This window comes from Streptomyces sp. AK08-02, assembly GCF_033795085.1.
Taxonomy (GTDB): Bacteria; Actinomycetota; Actinomycetes; order Streptomycetales; family Streptomycetaceae; genus Streptomyces; species Streptomyces echiniscabiei.
Window position 1 is genome coordinate 144932 of the sequence record NZ_JARAZV010000002.1, and the last position, 23328, is coordinate 168259.

The 23328-nt window shown below is 71.4% G+C and carries 21 protein-coding genes; 6 read left to right on the forward strand and 15 right to left on the reverse strand.

Annotated features, from left to right (window positions below; translation table 11 throughout):
- Positions 1-141 precede the first annotated feature (141 nt).
- From PV734_RS04585 to PV734_RS04595, 3 genes are all read right to left on the reverse strand, one after another.
- A complete protein-coding gene (locus PV734_RS04585; protein ID WP_319094194.1) occupies positions 142-1356 on the reverse strand; it encodes an acyl-CoA dehydrogenase family protein in 1215 nt (404 codons plus the stop codon).
- Positions 1357-1362: 6 nt separating this feature from the next.
- Positions 1363-2397, reverse strand: a complete 1035-nt coding sequence (locus tag PV734_RS04590; RefSeq protein ID WP_415924156.1) for a phosphotransferase family protein — start codon at positions 2395-2397, stop codon at positions 1363-1365.
- 161 nt (positions 2398-2558) lie between these two features.
- Positions 2559-2861, reverse strand: a complete 303-nt coding sequence (locus tag PV734_RS04595; protein WP_319094192.1) for a hypothetical protein — start codon at positions 2859-2861, stop codon at positions 2559-2561.
- Between the two features lie 160 nt (positions 2862-3021).
- On the opposite strand from PV734_RS04595, the gene PV734_RS04600 reads away from it, so the two are divergent.
- A complete protein-coding gene (locus PV734_RS04600) occupies positions 3022-3972 on the forward strand; it encodes an NADP-dependent oxidoreductase (RefSeq protein WP_319094191.1) in 951 nt (316 codons plus the stop codon).
- 33 nt (positions 3973-4005) lie between these two features.
- Here PV734_RS04600 and PV734_RS04605 read toward each other — a convergent pair whose 3' ends face one another.
- The 4 genes from PV734_RS04605 to PV734_RS04620 are packed head-to-tail and all read right to left on the reverse strand — an operon-like array spanning position 4006 to position 6263.
- Positions 4006-4344 (reverse strand): DUF202 domain-containing protein, encoded by a 339-nt coding sequence (locus PV734_RS04605; protein ID WP_319094190.1) that lies wholly within the window; start codon positions 4342-4344, stop codon positions 4006-4008.
- On the reverse strand, positions 4341-4733 hold the full coding sequence (locus PV734_RS04610; RefSeq protein ID WP_319094189.1) for a YidH family protein: 393 nt from the start codon (positions 4731-4733) through the stop codon (positions 4341-4343). Before PV734_RS04610 ends, PV734_RS04605 begins: the two co-directional genes overlap by 4 nt.
- A gap of 11 nt (positions 4734-4744) precedes the next feature.
- The gene (locus PV734_RS04615; protein WP_319288818.1) at positions 4745-5386 is read right to left on the reverse strand and encodes an NUDIX hydrolase; all 642 of its coding nucleotides are present in this window, start codon (positions 5384-5386) and stop codon (positions 4745-4747) included.
- Positions 5343-6263, reverse strand: coding sequence for a DMT family transporter (locus tag PV734_RS04620; protein WP_319288819.1), 921 nt, complete (start codon positions 6261-6263; stop codon positions 5343-5345). Before PV734_RS04620 ends, PV734_RS04615 begins: the two co-directional genes overlap by 44 nt.
- A 352-nt stretch (positions 6264-6615) precedes the next feature.
- Between PV734_RS04620 and PV734_RS04625 the strand changes: the two genes are divergently transcribed.
- The 4 genes from PV734_RS04625 (at position 6616) to PV734_RS04640 (ending at position 10771) form a co-directional block, all read left to right on the forward strand.
- Positions 6616-7566: a hypothetical protein gene (locus PV734_RS04625; protein WP_319094186.1), complete on the forward strand. Its 951-nt coding sequence runs from the start codon at positions 6616-6618 to the stop codon at positions 7564-7566.
- A gap of 144 nt (positions 7567-7710) precedes the next feature.
- On the forward strand, positions 7711-9276 hold the full coding sequence (locus PV734_RS04630) for an APC family permease (RefSeq protein WP_319094185.1): 1566 nt from the start codon (positions 7711-7713) through the stop codon (positions 9274-9276).
- Between the two features lie 111 nt (positions 9277-9387).
- Positions 9388-10161, forward strand: coding sequence for a molybdopterin-dependent oxidoreductase (locus tag PV734_RS04635; RefSeq protein WP_319288820.1), 774 nt, complete (start codon positions 9388-9390; stop codon positions 10159-10161).
- Positions 10145-10771 carry a cytochrome b/b6 domain-containing protein gene (locus PV734_RS04640; protein WP_319094183.1) on the forward strand — a complete coding sequence of 209 codons (627 nt, stop codon included), beginning with the start codon at positions 10145-10147 and terminating at the stop codon, positions 10769-10771. Before PV734_RS04635 ends, PV734_RS04640 begins: the two co-directional genes overlap by 17 nt.
- 358 nt (positions 10772-11129) lie before the next feature.
- Here PV734_RS04640 and PV734_RS04645 read toward each other — a convergent pair whose 3' ends face one another.
- The 4 genes from PV734_RS04645 to PV734_RS04660 form a co-directional block, all read right to left on the reverse strand.
- Positions 11130-12158, reverse strand: a complete 1029-nt coding sequence (locus tag PV734_RS04645) for an L-idonate 5-dehydrogenase (RefSeq protein ID WP_319094182.1) — start codon at positions 12156-12158, stop codon at positions 11130-11132.
- A 37-nt stretch (positions 12159-12195) separates the two neighbouring features.
- Positions 12196-12963, reverse strand: a complete 768-nt coding sequence (locus PV734_RS04650; protein WP_319288821.1) for a glucose 1-dehydrogenase — start codon at positions 12961-12963, stop codon at positions 12196-12198.
- 28 nt (positions 12964-12991) lie between these two features.
- Positions 12992-14389: a gluconate:H+ symporter gene (locus PV734_RS04655; protein ID WP_319288822.1), complete on the reverse strand. Its 1398-nt coding sequence runs from the start codon at positions 14387-14389 to the stop codon at positions 12992-12994.
- 70 nt (positions 14390-14459) lie between these two features.
- On the reverse strand, positions 14460-14999 hold the full coding sequence (locus PV734_RS04660) for a gluconokinase (RefSeq protein ID WP_319288823.1): 540 nt from the start codon (positions 14997-14999) through the stop codon (positions 14460-14462).
- A 96-nt stretch (positions 15000-15095) separates the two neighbouring features.
- Between PV734_RS04660 and PV734_RS04665 the strand changes: the two genes are divergently transcribed.
- A complete protein-coding gene (locus PV734_RS04665; RefSeq protein ID WP_319094179.1) occupies positions 15096-15797 on the forward strand; it encodes a FadR/GntR family transcriptional regulator in 702 nt (233 codons plus the stop codon).
- Here PV734_RS04665 and PV734_RS04670 read toward each other — a convergent pair.
- The 4 genes from PV734_RS04670 to PV734_RS04685 form a co-directional block, all read right to left on the reverse strand.
- Positions 15794-16234 carry a YchJ family protein gene (locus tag PV734_RS04670; protein ID WP_319288824.1) on the reverse strand — a complete coding sequence of 147 codons (441 nt, stop codon included), beginning with the start codon at positions 16232-16234 and terminating at the stop codon, positions 15794-15796. The genes PV734_RS04665 and PV734_RS04670 overlap by 4 nt on opposite strands.
- A gap of 123 nt (positions 16235-16357) precedes the next feature.
- Positions 16358-17752: a M1 family metallopeptidase gene (locus PV734_RS04675; protein ID WP_319094177.1), complete on the reverse strand. Its 1395-nt coding sequence runs from the start codon at positions 17750-17752 to the stop codon at positions 16358-16360.
- Between the two features lie 92 nt (positions 17753-17844).
- Positions 17845-21720, reverse strand: coding sequence for a Pls/PosA family non-ribosomal peptide synthetase (locus PV734_RS04680; RefSeq protein WP_319288825.1), 3876 nt, complete (start codon positions 21718-21720; stop codon positions 17845-17847).
- A 274-nt stretch (positions 21721-21994) separates the two neighbouring features.
- Positions 21995-23251 (reverse strand): RICIN domain-containing protein, encoded by a 1257-nt coding sequence (locus PV734_RS04685; RefSeq protein WP_319094175.1) that lies wholly within the window; start codon positions 23249-23251, stop codon positions 21995-21997.
- Positions 23252-23328 lie beyond the last annotated feature (77 nt).

Below are 23328 nucleotides of genomic sequence, written 5' to 3' on the forward strand. Positions count from 1 at the left end.
CCCGCTCCTCAACCGCCGGAGGGGCTGATTTTCAGCCCGTCCGGCGTTTGAGGACGAGGCCGTTCAGGCCGAAGCGGGGGTCTGGGGGCGGCAGCCCCCAGGAACGGGATGGGACGGGTAGGGGCGGCGGGGGCGAAACAACTACAGGTACTTCTTCAGCTCACGCCGAGCCAGCGACCGCTGGTGCACCTCGTCCGGACCGTCCGCCAGCTTCAGCGTCCTCGCACTCGCCCACAGCTCCGCCAGCGGGAAGTCCTGGCTCACCCCACCCGCGCCGTGCAGCTGAATCGCCTTGTCGATGATGTCGACCACCGCACGCGGCGTAGCGATCTTGATCGCCTGGATCTCCGCGTGCGCCCCCTTGTTGCCCACCGTGTCCATCATCCACGCCGTCTTCAGCACCAGCAGCCGCAGCTGCTCCACCGTGACCCGCGCGTCGGCGATCCAGTTGTGGACCACACCCTGCTGGGCCAGCGCCTTGCCGAACGCCGTGCGGGAGACGGCCCGGCGGCACATCAGCTCGACGGCCCGCTCCGCCATCCCGATCAGCCGCATGCAGTGGTGGATACGGCCGGGGCCCAGCCGCGCCTGCGCGATGGCGAAGCCGCTGCCCTCCTCGCCGATCAGGTTCGCGGCCGGCACCCGCGCCTCGTCGAAGACCACCTCGGCGTGGCCGCCGTGGGAGTGGTCCTCGTAGCCGAACACCTGCATCGCCCGCTTGACCGTGACACCCGGCGTGTCCCGGGGGACCAGGATCATCGACTGCTGGCGGCGGATGTCGGTGCCGTCCGGGTCGGTCTTGCCCATGACGATGAAGATCCGGCAGTCGGGGTTCATCGCCCCGGAGATGTACCACTTACGGCCCGTGATGACGTATTCGTCGCCGTCCCGCCGGATCCGCGTCTCGATGTTCGTCGCGTCGGACGAGGCCACCTCGGGCTCGGTCATCGCGAACGCCGAGCGGATCTCGCCCGCGAGAAGCGGCTCCAGCCACTGCTTCTTCTGCTGCTCGTCGCCGAACTGCGCCAGTACCTCCATGTTGCCGGTGTCCGGCGCCGCGCAGTTCAGCGCGGTCGGCGCCAAGTGCGGGGAACGGCCGGTGATTTCGGCGAGGGGGGCGTACTGGAGGTTGGTGAGGCCGGCGCCGTGCCGGGCGTCGGGCAGGAAGAGGTTCCACAGGCCCTGGCCACGGGCCCGCGCCTTCAACTCCTCGACCACGGCCGGGGTGTCCCACGGCGAGGCCAGCGCGGCCCGCTGTTCCTCGGCCACGGCCTCCGCCGGATAGACGTACTCGTCCATGAAGGCGAGGAGCTTGGCGCGCAGTTCCTCGGTGCGCGCGTCGAACGCGAAGTCCATGACGGATCAGCCTTCCTGGAGACCTGTGTGGAGTGTGGTCAGGCCGTGCTCGATGAACACGGGGACCAGGTCCCCGATCCGGTCGAAGCCCGCGCCGACCGTCTGGCCCAGCGTGTAGCGGTAGTGGATGCCCTCCAGGATCACGGCCAGCTTGAACCAGGCGAACGCCGTGTACCAGGCGACCGCCGAGACGTCGCGCCCCGAGCGCGCCGCGTACCGTTCGATCAGCTCGGTGGGGGAGGGATGTCCGGCGGCCTCGGCGGTCGTGGACACGGGGGAGTCGGGCGCCCCCAGCGGCATGCTGTACATCACCAGCAGGCCCAGGTCGGTGAGCGGGTCGCCGAGCGTCGACATCTCCCAGTCGAGGATCGCCGTGATCCTGTCGTCCGTGTCGATGAGGACGTTGTCCAGCCGGTAGTCGCCGTGCACGATCGCCGGGGCGGACGACTGGGGCAGGGCTCGGCCGAGCGCCGCCTGCAGTTCGTCGATGCCGGCCAGGTCGCGGTTGCGGGAGGCGTCCAACTGCTTTCCCCAGCGCCGCAGTTGCCGGTCGAGGAAGCCCTCGGGCCGGCCGAAGTCCGCGAGGCCCACCTCGGCGGGGTCCACCGCGTGCAGCTCGACGAGGGTGTCCACCAGCGAGAGCACCACGTCCCGGGTCCGCGCGGGGCCGATCGGGGCAAGCTGCTGGGCCGTACGGTACGGCGTGCCCGGCACGAACTCCATGACGTAGAACGGGGATCCGAGCACCGCTTCGTCCTCGCACAGCAGCACGGGCCGCGGGACCGGTACGGAGGTGGTGTGCAGGGCGCTGATCACCCGGTGTTCGCGCCGCATGTCGTGCGCGGTGGCCAGGACATGGCCCAGCGGAGGACGTCGTACGACCCACCGGGTGGTGCCGTCCGTGACCGCGTAGGTGAGGTTCGACCGGCCGCCCTCGATCAGTCGGCCGGTCAGGGGGCCGTGCACGAGTCCGGGGCGTTCGCCGTCGAGCAGGCCGCGCAGCCGGTCGAGATCGAGACCTGGCAGGTCGTCCGGGGGCATCATCGCTCCTACGCGTACGGAAACAGGACCTGCCTCATGATGCCGACCGGTCGGTATGTCGTCCAGTGGGTGAGCGAAAAGTGACCGGCGTCTCGCTTCCAGTGTGCGGAAGGAGACGCCGGCAGGGTAGGGCGGGGTGCGGTTCCGGTGGCCGGAAACGGTCAGTGGTCGTCCCAGTGGCCGTCGTGCGCGGCATGGCGGTGGCCGTCGTGCAGATAGTCGACATGGCCGCCGTGCAGCACGGTGGGGTGCCCGCAGCCGTCCCCGTGCACATGGTCGTGGGTCTCGTGCGCCACGTGGCCGACGGGCTCGCACTCGTCCCAGTGGTCGCTGTGCGCGCGGTGCAGATGACCGTCGTGCGCATAGTCGACGTGGTCGCCGTGCGGCACCTCTGTGTGACCGCAGTCCGGGCCGTGGGCGTGCTCGTGGGACGGGTGTTCACGGTGAAGGGTGGGGGTGCTCATGATGCTCGCCTTCGGGCAATCGAGGGTACGGAAGTGGTGGAAGTGCGGGTGGTGACGTCGGACAGGCTCCCACGCGATACGTACATATCCGGCCATTCGACTTGCGTGGCGTCCGCGCACCCCGGAGGGTCGGGCATGAGGAAACCGGAGGACCAGACATATGAAAGCCATCACCTACAGCCGGTACGGCGGTCCCGACGTCCTGGAGTTCGACCAGGACGCCCCGGAACCCAAGGTCGGGCCCGACTCCGTGCTGATCAAGGTGCGGGCGGCGTCGGTCAACCCGGTGGACTGGAAGTGCCGCGAGGGCTATCTCGACGGCCTCCTGGACACCGTCTTCCCCGTGACACCGGGCTGGGACGTCTCGGGGGTCGTGGTCCGTCCGGGCCCCTCCGTCACCGAGTTCGCCGTGGGTGACGAGGTCATCGGCTACGTACGCGAGGACTTCCTCTCGCGCGGCACCTTCGCCGAGTACGTCGCCGCCCCGGTCCGCACCCTCGCCCGCAAGCCCCGCAACCTCTCCTTCGAGGAGGCGGCCGGGCTGCCGCTGGTCGGACTCACCGCCTACCAGGTGCTCGCCAAGTCGCTCCGCGTCCGCACGGGCGAGACCGTCCTGGTGCACGCGGCGGCGGGCGGGGTCGGCTCCGTCGCCGTCCAGCTGGCCCGCCGGCACCTGGGCGCGGCGCACGTCATCGGCACCGCCAGCGTGCACAACCACGACTTCGTGCGCGAACTGGGCGGTGTCCCGGTGACCTACGGCGAGGGCATGGCCGACCGGGTGCGGAAACTGGCCCCGGGCGGCGTCGACGCCGTGTTCGACACCGTCGGTGGCGACACGTTGCGGGACTCCGTCGAGCTGCTGGCTCCCGGGGGCCGCCTGGTGTCGATCGCGGACCCGGACGTCGTCGGTTTCGGCGGCCGGTACTACTTCGTACGCCCCGACGCCGCTGACCTCGCGCACCTCTCCGAGCTGGCCGAGCAGCATGTCGTCTCGCTGCACGTGTCCGACACGTTCCCCCTGGAACGCGCGGCGGAGGCGCACCGGCTGAACGCGGAGGGCCGTACCAGGGGCAAGATCGTGGTGACGGTGGACTGGGCCGAGGAGGCCTGACGGCCTGACGGTCCGAGTCGGCGGGGTCCGGCGTCAGAGGACGAGCGCCGCCCCGCACGCCGCCAGGGCGACCGTGCACAGGGCGGCGGCGGTGGCGTGCCGGGCGGCGAGTCGCGGCGGACCCTGGTCCGCCGTCGTCGCGAGCGTCCGGATCCGCCGGTGGGCGACGGTCAGGAACCACAGCCACAGCACGCAGCACACCGCGCATACGGTGATCCCGGCCGCCGACGGTTCGCCGTGCAGCGCGCTCTTCCCGGCGAGCACGGCGGCGACGGTGCTCGACAGCGTCGTACGCCGCCACGCCAGCCGGGTCCGCTCCGGTTGCAGCCCGGGATCCCGCACCTCGGTTCCGCGTCCGCCCGGCTCGCTCACCCGTTCCCCCGGGCCAGTACGACGACCACCATGGCGACCGCGACCACGGCGACCGCGAGGCTCAGCAGCACCGGGAAACGGGACACCGGCAGATCCTCGCCCCGCCGCATCGCCCGCTCGCACCGCACCCAGTGGTTGACGGCCCGCAGCGAGCACAACACCCCGGCGGCCAGCAGCGCCAGCGCCAGCCCCACCCGCCACCCCCACCGCAGGTCGGGCAGGAACTGGTCCACGGCGAACCCGCCGCCGATCAGCGCGAGCGCGGTACGCAGCCAGGCCAGGAAGGTGCGTTCGTTGGCCAGGGAGAAGCGGTAGTCGGGGGTGCGGCCCTCGTCGCCGATCTCCTGGGGGGTGAACCAGAGGCGGACGTTCCGTGCGAAATCGATCACGTGCCGGAATTCTACGGGTTGCCGGCCGAGCGGTACGCACGGAGGCGCCGGTACGCCTCCAGGCCGTCCGGCACCCACTCCCACTCGCCCAGCCGCCGCTCCACCTCGTCCTCGGGCAGGAACGCGTGCCAGGCGACCTCCTCCACCTGGGGGTGGACCGGCAGCTCGCAGCGGACCTCGTACACCGCCGACCACCAGCTCTGGCCCGCGCCGTTGTCGTACAGGAACCGGAAGACGGGCTCGGGACGGGGCAGTCCCGCGACGCCGAGTTCCTCCTCGGCCTCCCTCAGCGCCGCCGTGTCGTACGACTCGCCCGCGCCCACGACTCCGCCGACGAACATGTCGTACAGGGAGGGGAAGACCATCTTGGTGGCCGTGCGGCGGTGGACGAAGATGTGGCCCCGGGCGTCCCTGACCTGGATGAAGACGCACCGGTGGCGCAGCCCGCGCGCGTACGCCTCGCCCCGCGGGGACCGGCCGACGACCACGTCGTTCTCGTCGACGATGTCGAGGATCTCGTGAGCGGGGTCACCAGGATCAGCGGGGGCGGCGGGGGCAGAGGAAACGGCGGGAACAGCCGCATCGGTGGATTCGGAGGGGCCGGTGGGTTCAGCGGGAGTGCTCTCGGGGGAGTGAGTGCTCATGTCCGCCATCCAAGCCCATCGCCCTCGGTGCGCAGCCGCTCGGCATCGCCGGGTGGAGGCCCAGGAGGACGATGCCCATGACCACGGCCGCGAGGCCCGCCGCCTCCCATGCCAGCGCGCCGGTGTCGGTGCGCAGCCGGTCGCCGAGGAAGCCGACGCCGCAGATGATGCCGGCCAGTGGCTGGGCCGCCGTGAGGGCGGGGAGGGACATGCGCAGGGGAGCGGTCTCGAAGGCGCTCTGGACCAGGATCAGGCCGGTGAGCCCGAGAAGCAGTACGCCGTACGGCTGCCAGCCGGTGAGGAGGTGGGCCGGGCCGCCCTCCGAGAAGCGCTGGCCGCTGACCCGCGTCAGGGCGTCCTGCACGCCGTAGAGGAGGCCGGCCGCCAGGGCCAGGAGAACGGGGCCCGCGCTGAGCCGGGATCGCTTCGCGTACGTCGTGAGGAGCAGGGCGACGCCGAGCATGGCGCCGATGATCAGCCAGTGACGCCAGGGGTCCGTGACGGCCGAGCCGCCGCGCGGTTCGCCCGCGACGATGAACGCCGTCACCCCGCCGGCGAGCAGCAGCAGGCCCGTCCAGCCCTGGCGGCCCAGCGGCTGCCTGGTCTGCTTGCGGGAGAGGGCGAGCGCGAAGAGCAGGTTCGTCGCGAGGAGGGGCTCCACCAGGGACACCTCGCCCTGGCTCAGTGCGACGGCGCCCAGCACCATGCCCGCCACCATCAGGCCGATGCCGCCGAGCCAGCGCGGCACCCGCATCAGGTCGAGCAGCAGGCGCGGGGAGAGGAAGTCGCTCAGCGGAGCCTGTCGCGCCACGTTCTGCTGGAGGACGAAGCCGAGGCCCAGACAGCAGGCGGCGCTCACGGCGAGAGTCAGAACCAGAACGGACACGCGACGTACCTCGATGACGGGGCGGGGTATGGGGTGTGGTAAAGGCCGACTGTAGCCGTCCTCGACCGGTCCTGCCCCGGGGATGTGACGGAATCGTGGAGCCGGCGGTCGGTCCGCGTCCGCATGGTGACTCTTTCGCGACTTAACGTCATCGCTGCGGTATTGATGGGGCCTGCCGTGTTCTGTCAGGCCGCCAGGTCAACTGTCCTATACAGATGCGTAATTGACACGTGTCGTATGCAGATCCGGCCTTGACGTGAAGCATTCGTGGAGGGTTTGCTGTCCGTGATCAACCGATGGCAGTCGAATGATCGCCGTCCGCAGACCGCGTCGTGTGAGGAAGTTCCCCGCGGTGTCTCCACCTCCACCACCCCTGGGCCGGGGCCGTAAACGTGCCGCCCAGGCCTTCGACGCCGCGCTCGACGACACCGAACTCGTCGCCGCGCGCACCGCTCTGGCCCAGGGGCGCTGGCAGGCCGTCCGCGCGCTGCTCACCACCACCGGCGACGACTGGGACCGCCGGGGGCACCGGGTCACCGTCCTCGCCCTGGAATCCGGCACCGCCGCCTGGGCCCGTGACTGGCTGCTGGCCGAACCCGACTCCGCCGACGCCTCCGTCCTGCTCGCCGTGGCCACCGTCCAGCGGGCCCTGGTGGGCAAGGACAAGCCGGTCCGGGCCCGCGACGCCTGCCATGCCGCCGCCGCGCTCGCTCCCGCCGACCCCACGCCCTGGCTCGGGCTGCTCCTGCTGGAGCGGAGGATGGGCTTGGAGGAGACCGTCGTCCAGCTCTTCGACGAGGTACGGCACCGCTACCCGGACCACCATCACGCCCACCATCTGATGGTCGCGCGCCTCGCCGAGCGGCGTACCGTCGACGGCCAGGATCCGCTGCACGAGGTGTACGACTTCGCCAACTGGGCTGTCGAACAGGCCCCCGCGGACTCGCCGTTGGCGATCCTGCCGGTCGTCGCGCACGCCGAGCGCTACCGCGTGCTCGCCGCCGCCGGCCTGGAGTCCGCCGACCCGGCGTCCTCCGGGCACTGGGTCGGACGGCGGGCCCGCCAGGTGATGAAGGCCGCGTTCGACTGGTGGCTGGAGTGGGAGCGCGACGACCATCCGCGCCGCCTGGTCGACCTCAACTTCCTTGCCCACGCCAAGTTCTGCGAGGGCCGGGGCGCGGAGGCCGCGGCCCTGTTCCACCGGATCGGCCCGCACCAGACGCCCGTCCCGTGGTCCTACCCGGACCGCGACCCGCACACCGCCTTCCGTGCCGCCCGCGACAGCGCGCTCGGCACGGTGTAACGCCCCACACGCTTCACGCACGACCGAACAGGCACGACCGAACAGGCACGACCGAACAGGCATGGCTGAACAGGCATGACTGATCACGCGTCACCGATCACGCACCAGTGAAAATTTCCGTACGCCCGAAAGGACAACCCCGCGATGACGACGGGCAGTTCGAGCACCAGCAGACCCAGTGCCGAAGACAGCGGCATCAGTACCTTCAAGGGGCAGGAGCGCGCCCTGCGCGCGGACCGCCTCGGCACCGGGGGGCTGCTCCTCTCCGTGCTCGCCGCGACCGCTCCTCTCATGGTGGTTGCAGGTGTCATGCCCACCACATTCGCGGTGATGGGCATCGTCGGCCAGCCCCTGCTCTTCGTCCTCCTCGGCGTCGTCCTCGTCCTCTTCAGCGTCGGGTACGCCGAGATGAGCCGCCACGTCCACAACGCGGGCGCCTTCTACGCGTACATCTCGCGCGGCCTCGGCGGCACCGCCGGGGCGAGCGCCGCGATGCTCGCACTGGTCGCCTACAACGCCCTCCAGGTCGGCATCTACGGCATCTTCGGGTTCGAGGTCTCCAGCCTGTTCTCCACCTACCTGGACACCGAAGTCGCCTGGTGGATACCGGCGTTGCTGGCCGCGCTGGCCGTCGGCGCGCTCGGCCTGCTGAAGATCGACGTCAACGCGCGGGTGCTCGGCGTGCTGATCGTCATCGAGGTGGTCCTCGTCGTCATCTTCGACATCGCCGCCGTCGCCGACCCGTCGAAGGAGGGGCTGTCGCTGCACGCCTTCAACCCCGACACCCTCACCGGCGCGGGCGTCGGTACCGCCCTGTGCTTCTGCATCGCCGCCTTCACCGGTTTCGAACAGGCCCCCGTGTACGCCGAGGAGACGAGCCGGCCGCACGTCCTGGTACCGCGCGTGATGTTCCTCGCCGTCAGCTTCGTCGCCGTGTTCTTCGCGATCAGCTCATGGGCGTTCACCGTCGCCGCGGGCCCCTCCGCGATCGTCGGCACCGCGCAGAAGGAGAGCGCCGGACTGCTGTTCTCCCTCACCGAGTCCCGGCTCGGCGGTACCTTCACGGACGTCCTGCACGTCCTGTTCGTGACCGGCATGTTCGCCGCGCTGCTCAGCTTCCACAACGTGGTCGCCCGGTACGCCTTCGCCATGGGCCGCGAGGGACTGCTGCCCGCGACCTTCGGCCGTACCACCGGCGCGAGCGGCGCGCCCGGCACCGGTTCGCTCCTGCAGACCGGCGTGGCCGTGCTGGTCGTGGCCGCCTTCGCGGTGTCCGACGACGGACCGGTGGGTGACCCGACCACTCCCGTGCTGAAGCTGTTCACCTGGCTGGGCAACATCGGCGCCCTGGGTGTGATCGTGCTGATGGCGGCGGCCTCCGTCTCGGTCATCGCCTTCTTCGCCCGTCGCGGCGCCGTGGGCGCCCAGGCCTGGCGGCTGGTGACGTCCGCGCTGGCCGGCATCGCGCTGCTCGTCATCGCCGGCTACACGATCAGGGACTTCGACGTCCTGGTCGGCACTGGCCCCGACTCCTACCTCAACTGGCTCCTCCCCGGGATCATCGGCGCCGCCGTGGTCGTCGGCCTGGTCCAGGGTGTGGTGCTGCGCGCCCGCAAGCCCGAGACGCACGCCCGGATCGGGCTCGGCAACGAGGCGTTCCAGCTGGAGAAGGTGGCCGAGTCGGCGGAGTCCGCGGAGGCGGCCTCCTGAGCACCCTTTCCGGGGCCGCCACCTGAGAACCGGGTGAGAAGCGGTTACGGAAGTCTGACGAGCACCCGCGATCCCTGGCTCGACAGGGGTCGCGGGTGTTCGAATGGATACGTGAACTCCGAACGACCCCGACCCCAACCGTCCGAGCGACCCGGGGCAGCCGAAGAACGCGACGGGCAGGACCGGGGTACGCCCATCGGCCGCCGGGTCCTGCTCGGCACCCTCGGCCTCGGCGCCCTGGGCGTGGTCGCCGCGCCCGTCCTCCAGCGCGGCATGGAGTCCTTCCTCGCCGGCGCGGCGGAGAACGACCCCACCGGACTGACCGGCCTGCTCCCGAACGGCGGCGGTTTCCGCTACTACTCGGTGACGTCCTCCGTACCCCACAAGGACGCGGGCGACTACCAGCTGAAGATCGACGGTCTCGTCGACAGACCGGCCACCTACACCCTGGCGGACCTGCGGGCGATGCCCCAGACCAGGATGGTCAAGGACGTCCAGTGCGTCACGGGCTGGCGGGTCCCCGGCACACCCTTCGAAGGGGTCCGGCTGTCCCGGCTCCTGGACGCGGCGGGAGTGCGCTCCTCGGCCGGAGCGGTGCGCTTCACCTGCTTCGACGGCGCCTACAGCGAGAGCCTCACCCTCGACCAGGCGCGCCGCGCGGACGTCATCGTGGCGCTGCGCATGCAGGACAAGAACCTGAGCCACAGCCACGGCGGCCCGGTCCGCCTCTACGTCGCCCCCATGTACTTCTACAAGTCCGCCAAGTGGCTCTCCGGCATCACCGTCACCGAGGACGTGCGGGCCGGCTACTGGGAGAACCGCGGCTACGACATCGACGCCTGGGTCGGTAAATCGAACGGACGCGACGATGAGCCTACGAGCTGACGCCCCGGCGCCCTCCGCCACGGAGGTACGCCGCTTCGGCCGCTCCCAGAAGTGGGTGCACCGCGCGACGGCCGCGCTGATGGGCGTGTGCGTGGTTACAGCGGCCTGCCTCTACCTCCCCCAACTCGCCGAACTGGTCGGCCGCCGCGAACTGGTGGTCCGCGTCCACGAGTGGGCGGGCCTCGCCCTGCCCGTGCCTCTCCTGGCGGGCCTGGCCTCCCGCGCCTTCCGAGCGGACCTCGGTTTCCTCAACCGCTTCGGCCCGCACGACCGCGTCTGGCTGCGCGCGGCCCTACGGCGTGACAAGCGCCGCGTCTCGCGCCCGGCGGGCAAGTTCAACGCGGGCCAGAAGGTCTACGCGTCCTGGATCGCGGGCGCCACCCTGGTCATGCTCGGCACGGGTCTGCTGATGTGGTTCACCCACCTCACCCCGCTGATGTGGCGCACCGGCGCGACCTTCGTCCACGACTGGCTGGCGCTCACCATCGGTATCGTCCTGGCCGGCCACATCGGCATGGCCCTGGGCGACCCCGAGGCCCGCCGGGGCCTCAGAACGGGCTCGGTGAGCAAGGAGTGGGCGGAGAGCGAGCATCCGCTGTGGCGCCCCTGAACCGACGATCCGGTGCCGGGCGCCCTGAAGGGGCGCGGGGAACGGCGCGACGAGCCACGACGGCCCTGCGGCTAGGGCACTCCCGGGCCTGTCGGGTCCTTGATGGGGGCGCGGGGAACGGCGCGACGAGCCGCGACGGCCCCGCGGCTAAGGCACTTCCGGGGCTTGTCGGGTCCTTGATGGGGGCGCGGGGAACGGCGCGACGAGCCGCGACGGCCCCGCGGCTAGGGCACTCCCGGGCCTGTCGGGTCCTTGATGGGGGCGCGGGGAACGGCGCGACGAGCCACAGCGGACCCGCGGCCAAGGCACCCCAGGGACAACACCCCGCACCCCACACACCCACCGCCCCACCCAAAACTCACCCCCCACCAAAATCAAGAAGCACCTTGCACGACCGCCCCCGATCCGCCGCCAGCGTGAACGCCGCCTCCGCCTCCTCGACCGGGACCACCGCGCTGACCAACCCGTCGAGGGCCGGCTCAGCCGCCAGCAGGGCCAACGCGTCGTCGAACTCCGCGTCGAAGCGGAACGCACCCCGCAGCTCGATCTCCCGGGTGACGACGAGGTTGCCCGCGAAGGGGCTGGGCCCCGGCGGCAGCAGGCCGAGCTGTACGACGACGCCGCCCCGGCGCACCAGACGCAGGCAGGTGTCCAGCCCGGCGGCGACCCCCGACGCCTCGACGGCCACGTCCACCTCGGCCGGCCACCCGGGATCGCCGGGATCGTCCGCCCGTACGACGGAGTCGGCGCCCGCGACGGCCGCGTAGCGCAGGGCCTGGGGGAGCAGGTCCGTGACCGTCACCCGGGCCGCGCCTGCCGCCTTCGCCGCCGCGACGACCAGGCACCCGATGGGCCCGGCGCCGGTGACGAGAACGTGCCTGCCGGACAGGTCCCCGGCCCGGCCCACGGCGTGCAGGGCGACGGAGAAGGGCTCGGCCAGGGCGGCCAGGTGCAGTGGCAGGCCCGCCGGTACGGGCCTCAACTGCTCTGCGGGGACGACCAGTCGGGCCGCGAAGCCGCCCTGGACGTGGGGTGTGCGGGCGGCGCTGCCGAGGTAACGCGTGTCCCGGCAGACGTTGCGCCGACCGGACGCGCACTCCGGACACACCCCGCACGGGGTCGCCGGATGCACGGCAACCGGCGTACCCACGGCGGGGCCTGACGTACCGTCACCGTAGGAGACGACCGTCCCGACGACCTCGTGGCCCAGCACCATCGGCTCCTTGAGACGGAAGTCGCCGACCCCGCCGTGCCGCCAGTAGTGCAGGTCCGAGCCGCACACTCCGCCGTACCTGACCGCCACCAGCGCCTCGCCGGGGCCGGGGGACGGCACCGGCAACTCGTCGACCCGCAGGTCGCCCTCGCCGTGGATCACGCAACCGAGCATCGGGAGAACACCTTTCCTGTCCGATTTCGTGTCCGCGTCACAGGACGCTGGTCATGCCGCCGTCGACGTACAGCACCTGGCCGCCGACGAAGTCCGCCGCCGGGGAGGCGAGGAACAGCACCCCGCCCACCAGGTCCTCCGTACGCCCCCACCGCCCGGCCGGCGTGCGTTTGCGCACCCAGGCGCTGAACTCCGGGTCGTCGACCAGAGGTTGGGTGAGTTCCGTCTCGATGTAGCCGGGGCCGAGGGCGTTGACCTGGACTCCGTGCGGGCCCCAGTCCGCGCACATGCCCTTGGTGAGCATCTTCAGCGCGCCCTTGGTGGCCGTGTAGGGCGCGATGCCCGGGCGGGCCACCTCGCTCTGTACCGAGCAGATGTTGATGATCTTGCCGTGGCCGCGTTCCGTCATCCGGCGGGCCGCCTCCCGGCCCACCAGGAACGCGCTGGTGAGGTTGGTGTCGAGGATGCGGTGCCAGTCGGAGTCGCTGAACTCCAGGAGCGGGGCCCGCAGTTGCATGCCGGCGTTGTTGACCAGGATGTCGAGCGGGCCGACCCGCTCCTCGATGTCCGCGATACCGGCGGCGACCGAGGGGCCGTCGGTGACGTCGAACGAGGCGGTGTGGATGTCCCCGGATTCGGTGGCCAGTTCGGCGGCGGCCTTCGCCAACCGGTCCCCGTCGCGCCCGTTGAGGACGACCGTGCAGCCCGCCTCGGCCAGTCCCCGGGCCAGGGCGAGGCCGATGCCCCGACTGGACCCGGTGACCAGGGCCGTCCGGCCGCTGATGTCGAACAGAGGGTGACTCATGCCTGTACGTCCAGTCATTCCCGTACCCCTAGATCACGAGTGACAGCAGCAGTACCAGGCCGCCCGCGACCACGGAGATGATCGTCTCCATGACCGACCAGGTCTTGAGTGTCTGGCCGACGTTCAGGCCGAAGTACTCCTTGACCAGCCAGAATCCGGCGTCGTTGACATGGCTGAAGAAGAGGGAACCGGCACCGATGGCCAGGACGAGAAGGGCCGCGTGGGCCGTCGACATGTCGGCCGCGAGCGGGGCCACGAGGCCGGCCGCGGAGACCGTCGCCACCGTCGCCGAGCCCGTCGCCAGCCGGATCGCCACCGCGATCAGCCAGGCGAGCAGCAGGGCCGGGATCGACCAGTCCTCGGAGATGTCCAGGACCATCTTGCCGACCCCGGAGTCGATCAGCGTCTGCTTGAAGCCGCCGCCGGCGCCGACGATCAGCAGGATGCCCGCGATGGGCGCGAGGCCCGTCTCGACGATCCGCGAGATGCGTTCCTTCGAGAACTCGGCCGGGCGGCCCAGCGTGAAGACGCCCACGAGAACGGCGGCGAGCAGGGCGATCAGCGGGGAGCCGACGACGTCGAAGACACGCTGCACCATGTGCGTGGGGTCGTCGATGATGATGTCGACCAGCGCCTTGGACAGCATCAGGACGACGGGGAGCAGGATCGTCGCGAGGGTGGCACCGAAACCGGGACGCTTCTCCAGGTCCTCCGAGGGGCGCTGGGGGATCATCCGGTCGGGGGCGGGCACATCCACCCAGCGGGCCGCGACCTTCGAGAACAACGGACCGGCGATGATCACCGTCGGGATGGCGACCAGGACACCGAGCGCCAGTGTCACACCGAGGTTGGCGCCGACCGCGTCGATCGCGATCAGCGGACCGGGGTGCGGAGGGACCAGGCCGTGCATCACGGACAGGCCCGCGAGCGCCGGGATGCCGATGCGCATCAGGGAGTAGTTGCCGCGCTTGGCGACCATCAGGACGACCGGGATCAGCAGGACGACGCCGACCTCGAAGAACAGGGGCAGGCCGATCACGGAGGCGATCAGGACCATCGCCCACGGCATGGTCCGGCCCGAGGCCCGCGCCAGGATCGTGTCGACGATCTGGTCCGCGCCGCCGGAGTCGGCGAGCAGCTTGCCGAGGATCGCGCCCAGGGCGATCAGGACACCCACACCGGCCACCGTCGAGCCGAGCCCGGTGGTGAAGCTGGCGATGGCCTTGTCGAGCGGCGCGCCCGAGAAGGCGCCCAGCGCGAGCGAGCCGATGGTCAGGGCGAGGAAGGCGTGCAGCTTGAACTTGGTGATCAGCAGGACGATGAGCGCGATGCCCGCCAGCACGGCGATGCCCAGCTGGGCATGGCCGGCCGAGGTGATCGGCTCGACGGTGTCCGCTGCCAGCATCTCGACGCTGAGTCTGGTCACGGTGGTTCCCTTGTCTTCTGGAGTACTTCAGGGGTCTGGAGGGGGACTTTCCAGGGCTGGTAGCTACGGGCTACGGGCTGCGGAGTGTCTCGGGGCCGTCGAGGTCGCCGAGTGCCGCCACAGCGCGGGCGGTGATCTGCTCCGGGGTGCCGGAGACGTCCACCGCGACGCCCGCCTCGTCCGCTTCGAGCGGCTGGAGCGTGGCGAACTGGGAGTCGAGCAGTGCCGTCGGCATGAAGTGGCCCTGCCGGTGCGCCATCCGTTCCTCGATGAGGGCCCGGTCGCCGGTGAGGTGCACGAAGACCACATCGGGTGCGGCGGCACGCAGCCGGTCGCGGTACGACCGCTTCAGTGCCGAACTGCTCACCACCCCGCCGAGCCCGGCCCTGCCGTGCGCCCACTCGCCGATGGAGTCCAGCCACGGCCAACGGTCGTCGTCGGTCAGCGGGGTCCCGGCCGTCATCTTGTGGATGTTGGCCGGAGGGTGGAAGTCGTCGCCCTCGGCGTACGGAACGCCGAGGGCGGCCGCGAGCAGGGGACCGATCGTGGTCTTCCCGGTGCCCGCGACGCCCATGACCACGACGACGTGGGGGGTTCGCATCTGCTGCATGGACGCTATGAAACGCATTAGGTCCGACAAATTCAAGACCTGGGGACGATTAAGTCTGACTTTTTAGGAGTGTGACGCGCCCCGTACGCTGAGTGCATGAGCACACCGGGCCGAGGGCTGCACGGCCATGTACTGGAAACCCTCGGGCCGGCGATCACCGCGGGCGAGTACCCCCCGGGCAGCGTTCTGCGCACGGACGAACTGGCCCAGCGCTTCGACGTGTCCCGCTCGGTGATGCGGGAGGCGGTCCGGGTCCTGGAGTCGATGCACCTGGTCGAGTCCCGCCGCCGGGTCGGCGTCACGGTCCGTCCCAAGGCCGAGTGGAACGTGTACGACCCTCAGGTCATCCGCTGGCGGCTGGCGGGCGCCGACCGCCCGCAGCAACTGCGCTCCCTCACCGTGCTGCGCTCCGCCGTCGAACCGGTCGCCGCGGGACTGGCCGCCAAGTTCGCCACCGCCGAGCAGTGCGCCCGGCTCACGGAGTGCGCGCTGGGCATGGTCGCCAACTCGCGCGGCCATCAGCTGGAGGGCTATCTGGTCCACGACGTGGCCTTCCACCGGGTGATCCTGGAGGCCTCCGGCAACGAGATGTTCGCCCGTCTGGGCGACGTCGTCGCGGAGGTCCTGGCCGGCCGCACCCATCACGAGGTCATGTTCGAGGACCCCGACCCGGCCGCGGTCACCCTGCACGTACAGGTCGCCGAGGCGGTCCGCGAGGGCGACGGGGAACGCGCGGAGCGACTCACCAGGGAGATCGCGGTCGGAGCCCTTCAGGAACTGGACATCCTCGCCCCCTAGGAGTCCTGAGGGTCCTGTCGGCTCCGGTCGTCCTCGTCGATGTCCCCGTCGACGTACACCCATGCCCCGTCGACCCGCTCGAACCGGCTCCGCTCCCGCAGCGCACCGCCCCGGTAGGAGGCCCGGAACGTCACGGTCCCGGTGGTGTGGAACGCCGTACCGCCGCCCGTTTCGATGATCTCCAGGCCCGTCCACCGCATCCCGGGGTCGAACGAGATCCCCGCCGGGCGGGTACGCGGGTGCCAGGTGCGCAGGAGGTAGGCCTCGTCGCGCTTCACGAAGGCGCTGTAACGGGAGCGCATCAGCGCCTCGGCGGTCGGTGCGGCCGCCTCACCCCTGAGGAATCGGCCACAGCACCTTTCGTACGCCTCCGCAGCACCGCACGGACACGTGGAACTCTGAACAGGGCTGGAGGAGCGTCGTGACATGCCCGCCATTCTGCGCTACCGCCAGGCTGACGCGCCCGATAGGGGCGCGGGGCTGTGACATTGGCGGCTCCGCCGCGGGGCGCGACAAGCCACAGCGCACCCGCACCGAACCACGGTCTGCCGCGCGCAGCGCTACGCGCTGGAAGACGGCGGATAAGACGGCCGCGCAGGCACCCGCGGCCCTCCCGTCACCGGCGACGCCCCCGACGAGGGCAACGCGGGCAACGCCCCCTCATAGAGCCACGCGGCGAACAACTCGTCCAACGGCTCCGCGGCGAACCGACCCGCATACGCCGTGAACGTCCCCGTACTCACCGACCCACCCCGGTGCAACCCGGCCCACCCCCGCAGCATGCGGAAGAACGCCTCGTCCCCCAGAGCGCACCGCACCGCGTGCACGGCAAGCCCACCCCGCTGATACAGCCGGTCGTCGAACATCAGCTTCCGCCCGGGATCGGCGAGCCGCAGATCCTGCGGCCGTCCGGACAGCAACCGATGCGCCACCGCGGCGTGTTGCTGCGCGCTGCGTCCCCCGGACCGCTCCGACCACAACCACTCCGCGTACTTGGCGAACCCCTCGTTCAGCCAGATGTGGCGCCAGTCCGCGATGGACACACTGTTGCCGAACCACTGGTGGGCCAGCTCGTGCGCGACGAGCCGTTCCGAACTCCGGGCCCCGTCCACATGGTTGGCGCCGAACAGCGACAACCCCTGTGCCTCCACGGGCACATCGAGTTCCTCCTCGGTCACCACGACCGCGTACTCACCGAACGGATACGGCCCGAACAGCTCCTGGAACAGCTCCATCATGGCGGGCTGGCGAGCGAAGTCCCGGGAGAACTCGGGCAGCAACTCGGCCGGAATGTGCCCGTGCTGGGGCACACCTCCCAGTCCCGGATCACCGAGCAGCACCGTCTGGTACTTCCCGATCGACAGCCCCACCAGATAGCTCGACGTCGGCGCCGACTGCTCGTACACCCACGTGGTGGTGGACGCCTTGGTGGTCCGCGTCAGCAGTCGCCCGCCCGCCACCACCGAGTACGCGGACGGGGTGGTGATCGAGATCTGGTAGGACGCCTTGTCGGCGGGCCGGTCGTTGCACGGGTACCAGGAGGGCGCCCCGATCGGCTGGCTCGCCACCAGCGCCCCGTCCTCCAGCTCCTCCCAGCCGATCTCGCCCCAGGGGCTGTTGACCGGCTTGGGATTGCCCGCCCAGTGCACCTCGACGGTGAACGCGGCCCCGGTCCGCAGCGGCTTCGCGGGGCGGACACGCAGTCGGCCGCCACGGTGCGTGTAGTGGGCGGCCTTTCCGTCCACCCGGACCCGGCCGATCTTGAATTCGCCCAGGTTCAGCTGGAATTCGGCAAGAGAGCTCCGTCCCGCTATGGCGTTGATACGGGCCGTGCCCGCGAGCCGGTTCGGCCCGGGGCGGTAGTCCAGCGCGAGTTCGTACCGGTGCACCCGGTAACGGGCGTCACCGTTTGCCGGAAAGTACGGGTCGGAACCCACTGTCTGCTGAACGCTCACTGCTGAGTCTGCTCCCTGCGATGTGCTCGTACGAGGTGCCGGAGATGAACCCACTCCCGCTCCGGTACCCGAACGAGCCGTGCCCACCGCTTTCAGGAACGCCATGACTCGATCGGGTTGCCCAGCCAGCGGGTGTCGTCGGGAACGGACTCCGCCGCCATGACCAGCGACGCGGGACCCAGAGTGGACCGGGCCCCGACCGTGGAGCCGGGCAGGACGATCCCGCCAGGACCCAACGTCGCGCCCTCACGGAGGACCACAGTATCCGTCCGCAAGATCCGGTCGTGGAAGAGGTGTGTCTGGAGCACGCATCCCCGGTTCACGGTGGCCGCGTCCCCCAGGGTCACCAGGTCGGTCTCGGGCAGCCAGTAGCTCTCCACCCAGACCCCCTTCCCGATGCGCGCGCCGAGCCCCCGCAGCCACGCCGACATCACCGGCGTACCCGGTACGGAACCCACGAGCCACGGCACGGCGACGACCTCGACGAAGGTGTCCGCCAGCTCGTTGCGCCACACGAAACCGCTCCACAGCGGATGCTCACCGGCGCGGTGGCGCCCCACGAGCACCCACTTGGCGACGATGGACAGGAGACAGGCGAGGGCCCCCACAGCGAGGAGCACCAGCCCGCCCGCCAGCCAGAACCATCCGCCGAGCACACTGAACACGGCCACCGTCAGCACCGCGAGACCCGCCGAGCAGAACACCGGCACGATCCGGAACAGCTCCACCAGCGCCCGCGCCCACAGCAGATGCGCGGGCGGGTCGTACGTACGGCTCTGGTCGCCGCCGCTCGCCGACCGGGGCAGCTTCATGGGCGGCAGACCCAGGTACGAGCTGCCCTTCTTGGCCTTCTTCGGGGTGGCCGAGAGGACCCCGACCAGGCCTCCGTCGGGCACCGAGCGGCCAGGCGCGGTCATCCCGGAGTTGCCCAGGAAAGCCCGCCGCCCGATCTCGGCCCGCCCGATCCGCAGCCAGCCACCGCCGAGCTCGTACGGCGCGGTCAGCGTGTCGTCGGCCAGGAAGGCGCCCTCGCCGACGGTCGTCAGGCTCGGCAGCGCCAGCACGGTCGACACCTCGGCGCCGCGTCCGATCCGCATCCCGAGCAGCCGCAGCCACACCGGTGTGATCAGCCCGGCGTACAGCGGGAACAGCGTCTCGCGGGAGCGGTCCATGAGCTGCGTGACCGTCCAGGCCTGCCAGCCGATGCGGCTGTGCGTGGGATGCGTACCCTCGCGCAGGCCCAGACTGAGCAGCCGTACGGCGATCAGCAGCACCAGCGCGTACGCGAGACCGAACGACAGCGTGGCCGGTACCAGCGCGAGCGCGATGCCCCGCAGGGCGGCCCCGAGCCCGGCGGCCGGGTCGACGAACAGGCCCGCGACCAGCAGCGCGACAGCGCCCGCCAGCACCGGCAGCATGGTCAGGGCGAACCCGGTGATGCCGTACATGGCCCGCCAGGCGCGCCCGCGCTGCGGACGCTCCTTGGGCCAGTTCCGCTTGGCCTTGCCGAGCTTGACGGCCGGCGCACCGGCCCAGCGCTGCCCGGTCGGCACCGTCCCGACGACCGCCGAACCCGGCGCCACCTCGGCCCGCTTGCCGACCCGGGCCCCCGGGAAGAGCAGGCTGCGCGTCCCGACGGCAGCGCCGGCACCGACCTTGACCTGCCCGATCTCCAGCCGGTCCCCGTCCAGCCAGTGCCCCGAAAGGTCCACCTCGGACTCGACGGCGGCCCCACGCCCCAGCTTGAGCATGCCGGTGACGGGGGGCAGCGAGTGCAGATCGACGTCAGCGCCGACCTTGCCGCCCAGCGACCGCGCGTACCGTTCCAGCCACGCACCGGTCAGCGAGGTCGCCCCGCTGAACTCGGCGAGCCGCTCGGCGGTCCACAGCCGCAGATGGACGCTGCCACCGCGCGGATACCGCCCCGGCTTCACACCGCGCAGCAGCAGCCGCGCCCCACCGGCCGCCAGGGCGAGCCGCCCGGGCGGTGAGAACAGCACGGCGGCGCCGACGGCCACCGCCCACCACGAGGTGGCCGGCGCCCACGGATAGGCGCCGAACCAGTGCAGTACGTTCCCGGCGGCGGCCAGCGCGACCGCCCACCGCAGCCCCATCAGCGTGAACAGCGGGACCAGCAGCAGCAGTTGCACGGCCTTGGCGCGCAGGGGAACCGGCGCGATGATCCGCCCGCCGGTGTCGTCCTGCGCGGACTCCTCCAGGTGCCGGGCGAGCTTGCGCAGCACGGGCTGCTGGTAGATGTCGAGGACGGCCGCGCTCGCGTAGCGCGTCCGCAGCCGTGTCGTGAGCTGGGCAGCGCCGAGACTGCTGCCGCCGATGGCGAAGAAGTCGTCGTCCGCGCTGCCCACGGGGATGCCGAGGACCTCGCTCCACTGCTCGGCGAGCCAGGCCTCGGTGCCGTACAGCACGGCGGCGGGACCGGTCTCGAACCCCTCCAGGGGCCAGGGCAGGGCGTTGCGGTCGACCTTGCCCGACGTGCGCGTGGGCAGGTCGGCGACCGGCGCGAGCAGCGGCACCAGAGCGGCGGGCAGCTCGGCGCGCAGCCGCTCCACGGCGGCGGCCTGGTCCCAGCCCTCCTGCGTCACGACATAGCCGACGAGCAGCTGGTTGCCGCTGCGGGCGGTCCGTACGGCGGCTGCGGCGCCGGCGACCCCGGGCAGCCCCTGGAGCGCCGAGTCGACCTCGCCCAGCTCGATACGGCGTCCGCCGAGCTTGATCTGCTCGTCGGCCCGCCCGAGGAAGATCAGCCCCTCCGGCTCGGCCTTGACGAGGTCACCGCTGCGATAGGCGCGCTCCCAGCCGAGGGATTCGAGCGGGGCGTACTTCTCGGCGTCCTTCTCGGGATCGAGATACCGGGCCAGCCCGACACCACCGATCACCAGCTGCCCACTGCCGCCCATGGCGACGGGCTCCCCGGCCTCGTCGACGACGGCGAGCTCCCAGCCGTTGAGGGGCAGCCCGATCCGGATGGGCTCCTCGCCGGTCATCAGGGAGGCGCAGGCGACGACGGTGGCCTCGGTGGGCCCGTAGGTGTTCCACACCTCGCGCCCCTCCGTGACCAGCCGCTGCACCAGCTCGGGCGGGCAGGCCTCCCCGCCGAAGATCAGCAGCCGTACGTCGTTGAGGGTCTCGGGCTCCCACAGCGCGGCCAGCGTGGGCACGGTGGAGACCACGGAGATCTCCTGCTCGACCAGCCAGGGCCCGAGGTCGGCCCCGCTGCGGACCTGGGAGCGCGGTACGGGCACCAGACAGGCTCCGTAGCGCCAGGCCAGCCACATCTCCTCGCAGGAGGCGTCGAAGGCCACCGAGAGGCCCGCCATGACCCGGTCGCCGGGTCCCACCGGGTCGTCGGTGAGGAACAGCGCGGCCTCGGCGTCCACGAAGGCGGCGGCGCTGCGATGGCTGACGGCGACGCCCTTGGGCTTGCCGGTGGAGCCGGAGGTGAAGATGATCCAGGCGTCGTGCTCGACCCCGGGGCGGTGCGCGGGCCGCTCACTGCGGGCCCCCGGCACGGTGATCTCGTGACCGGCGCCGACGACGGCCCGGACATCGGCCTCACCGAACACCAGCTCGGCCCGCTCGTCCGGGTCCTCGGCGTCCACGGGAACGTAGGCGGCACCGGCGGCCAGCACGGCCAGGATGGCGACGTACAGCTCGTTGGTGCCGGACGGCACCCGGACCCCGACACGGTCCCCGAGGCCGACTCCGGCGGCGCTCAGGCGGCGCCGTACGGCCTCGACCTCGACGGCCAGCGCCCGGTAGGTGAGGGCGGTGGTGCCGTCGTCGAGGGCGGGCTCGTTCGGGTACGAACGTACGCTGGCGTCGAACACGTCGACGAGCGTGCGCGGCGAGGCGGCGGGCCCCGCGGAGAAACGTGCCGTGTCGCCGAACCGCTCGTGGATCTCGTCCTCGAGCAGACCGAGAGCACTGCTCTCGTGTAGGGCTGCCATCAGGTCCTCGCGTCTCGTTCCCGGAGACCTCCGGGGCGCTGGCGAGGGCCCGCAGGTCTGCCTGGGGTTGTCCGGCTCCAGCTCCGTTCCGTAACAAGCCGGAAATTTTAGTACGAGACTAGGCTCGCGCCAGTACGCCTGCCAGGTGAGAGCGCTGTACGAGGGGTGCGAGGGCGATCAGGGGCGTAGGGGCAGATGCCCTGACCTGGTGATCTTCGTCGGTCACCCGGCCGGACGAGATATCGCCCACACACAGCGAAAAACAGCGAATCGGTCAGCGTGCGGTCCATTTCTGGTTGGGCTGGCCGTTGCACGTCCACAGTTGGAGCCGGGTGCCGTTGCCCGTCTTCTGGTCCTTGACGTCGACGCACTTGTTGGCTTGCGGATTCACCAGGTCGTTGGGTCCGGCGAGGATGAACTTCTGGGCCGGGTTGCCGCTGCACTTGGCCAGTTGGATGACCGCGCCGTCCGCGGTGGAGCCCCAGGCGACGTCCATGCACAGGCCCATGGCGCGCACGGTGCCGTCCGACTTGAACACCCACTTCTGCTGGGCCTTGCCGTTGCACGTCCAGATCTCCAGCGGGGCACCGTCCTTGCCCTTGTCGCCGACGACGTCGATGCACTTGTTGGACGCGTGGCTGAAGATGATCGCGCCGGGGACGACCGGAGTGGCGCTCGGTTTGCTGCTCGTGCCGGAGCTGCCGCTGTTGCTCGAACCGCCGCTTCCCGCCGAGCCCTTCGTGCCCGATCCCGAACCGCTGGTCTTCGAACCGCCGGAGTTCTGCGACGTGTTGGAGCCCGAGCCCGATCCCTGGCTCTTGCCGCCGGGGTTCGCGGCAGCGCCGGCGCCGGCTCCGGGGGCCGCGCCGCCCCCGGAGCCCTTGCCGCCGGTGCCGGCGGGAGCCTGCGCGGGCGCCTTCGACGGCGACTTGGAGGGCGTCGCTTTGCCCGCGTTCGGCTTCGGGTCGGCCGACTCGAAGGCGCCGGGAGCCGCACCGTCCAGCGAGTCGCTCAGTACGGTGTCCGCCGTGCCGCCCCCGGCGGCGGTACGGGACGGGGCGTCGTCGTTGCCGCGGGCGCTGATCAGGAACGGCACCGACACCAGGAGCGCGCCCGCGATGGCCGCGGCGGCCAGGATGGCCCGCGACGGGCGGCCGGGGTGACCGTCCTGCGCGGCGGTGGTGGCGCCGCCGTCGGAGTCGTCGCCCAGGGTGACCACGTCGGGCACGGTGCCGGCAGCGGCGGCACCGTCACCGGCCGGGCTCCCGCCCTCCGACCGGGCCCCCGCCTCCGCCTCCGCCTCGGGGTCGGGCCGGCGCACCTCGCCCTCCGGCTGTGACTCCGGGTCCGGTTCGGCCTCCGGCTCCGACCGCGGGGAGGACGCGGCTGCGGGTGCGGGTTCGGCCACCGGTGGGGCAACGGCCGTGGGGGCGGGCGCGGTTGCTGTCGGGTCCGGCGTCGGAGCGGCGGCACCGGAGTCCGGCTCGGCGGCTGCGGACTGCCCTTGGGGGGCGTTCTGTGCGGCGGTCATGACGTCCTCCTGGCGGAGCGGCGGTGGGGGGCGGGGCCCACCGGGGGCTGGGTCGGCGGGCGGTACTCGGTCACCGG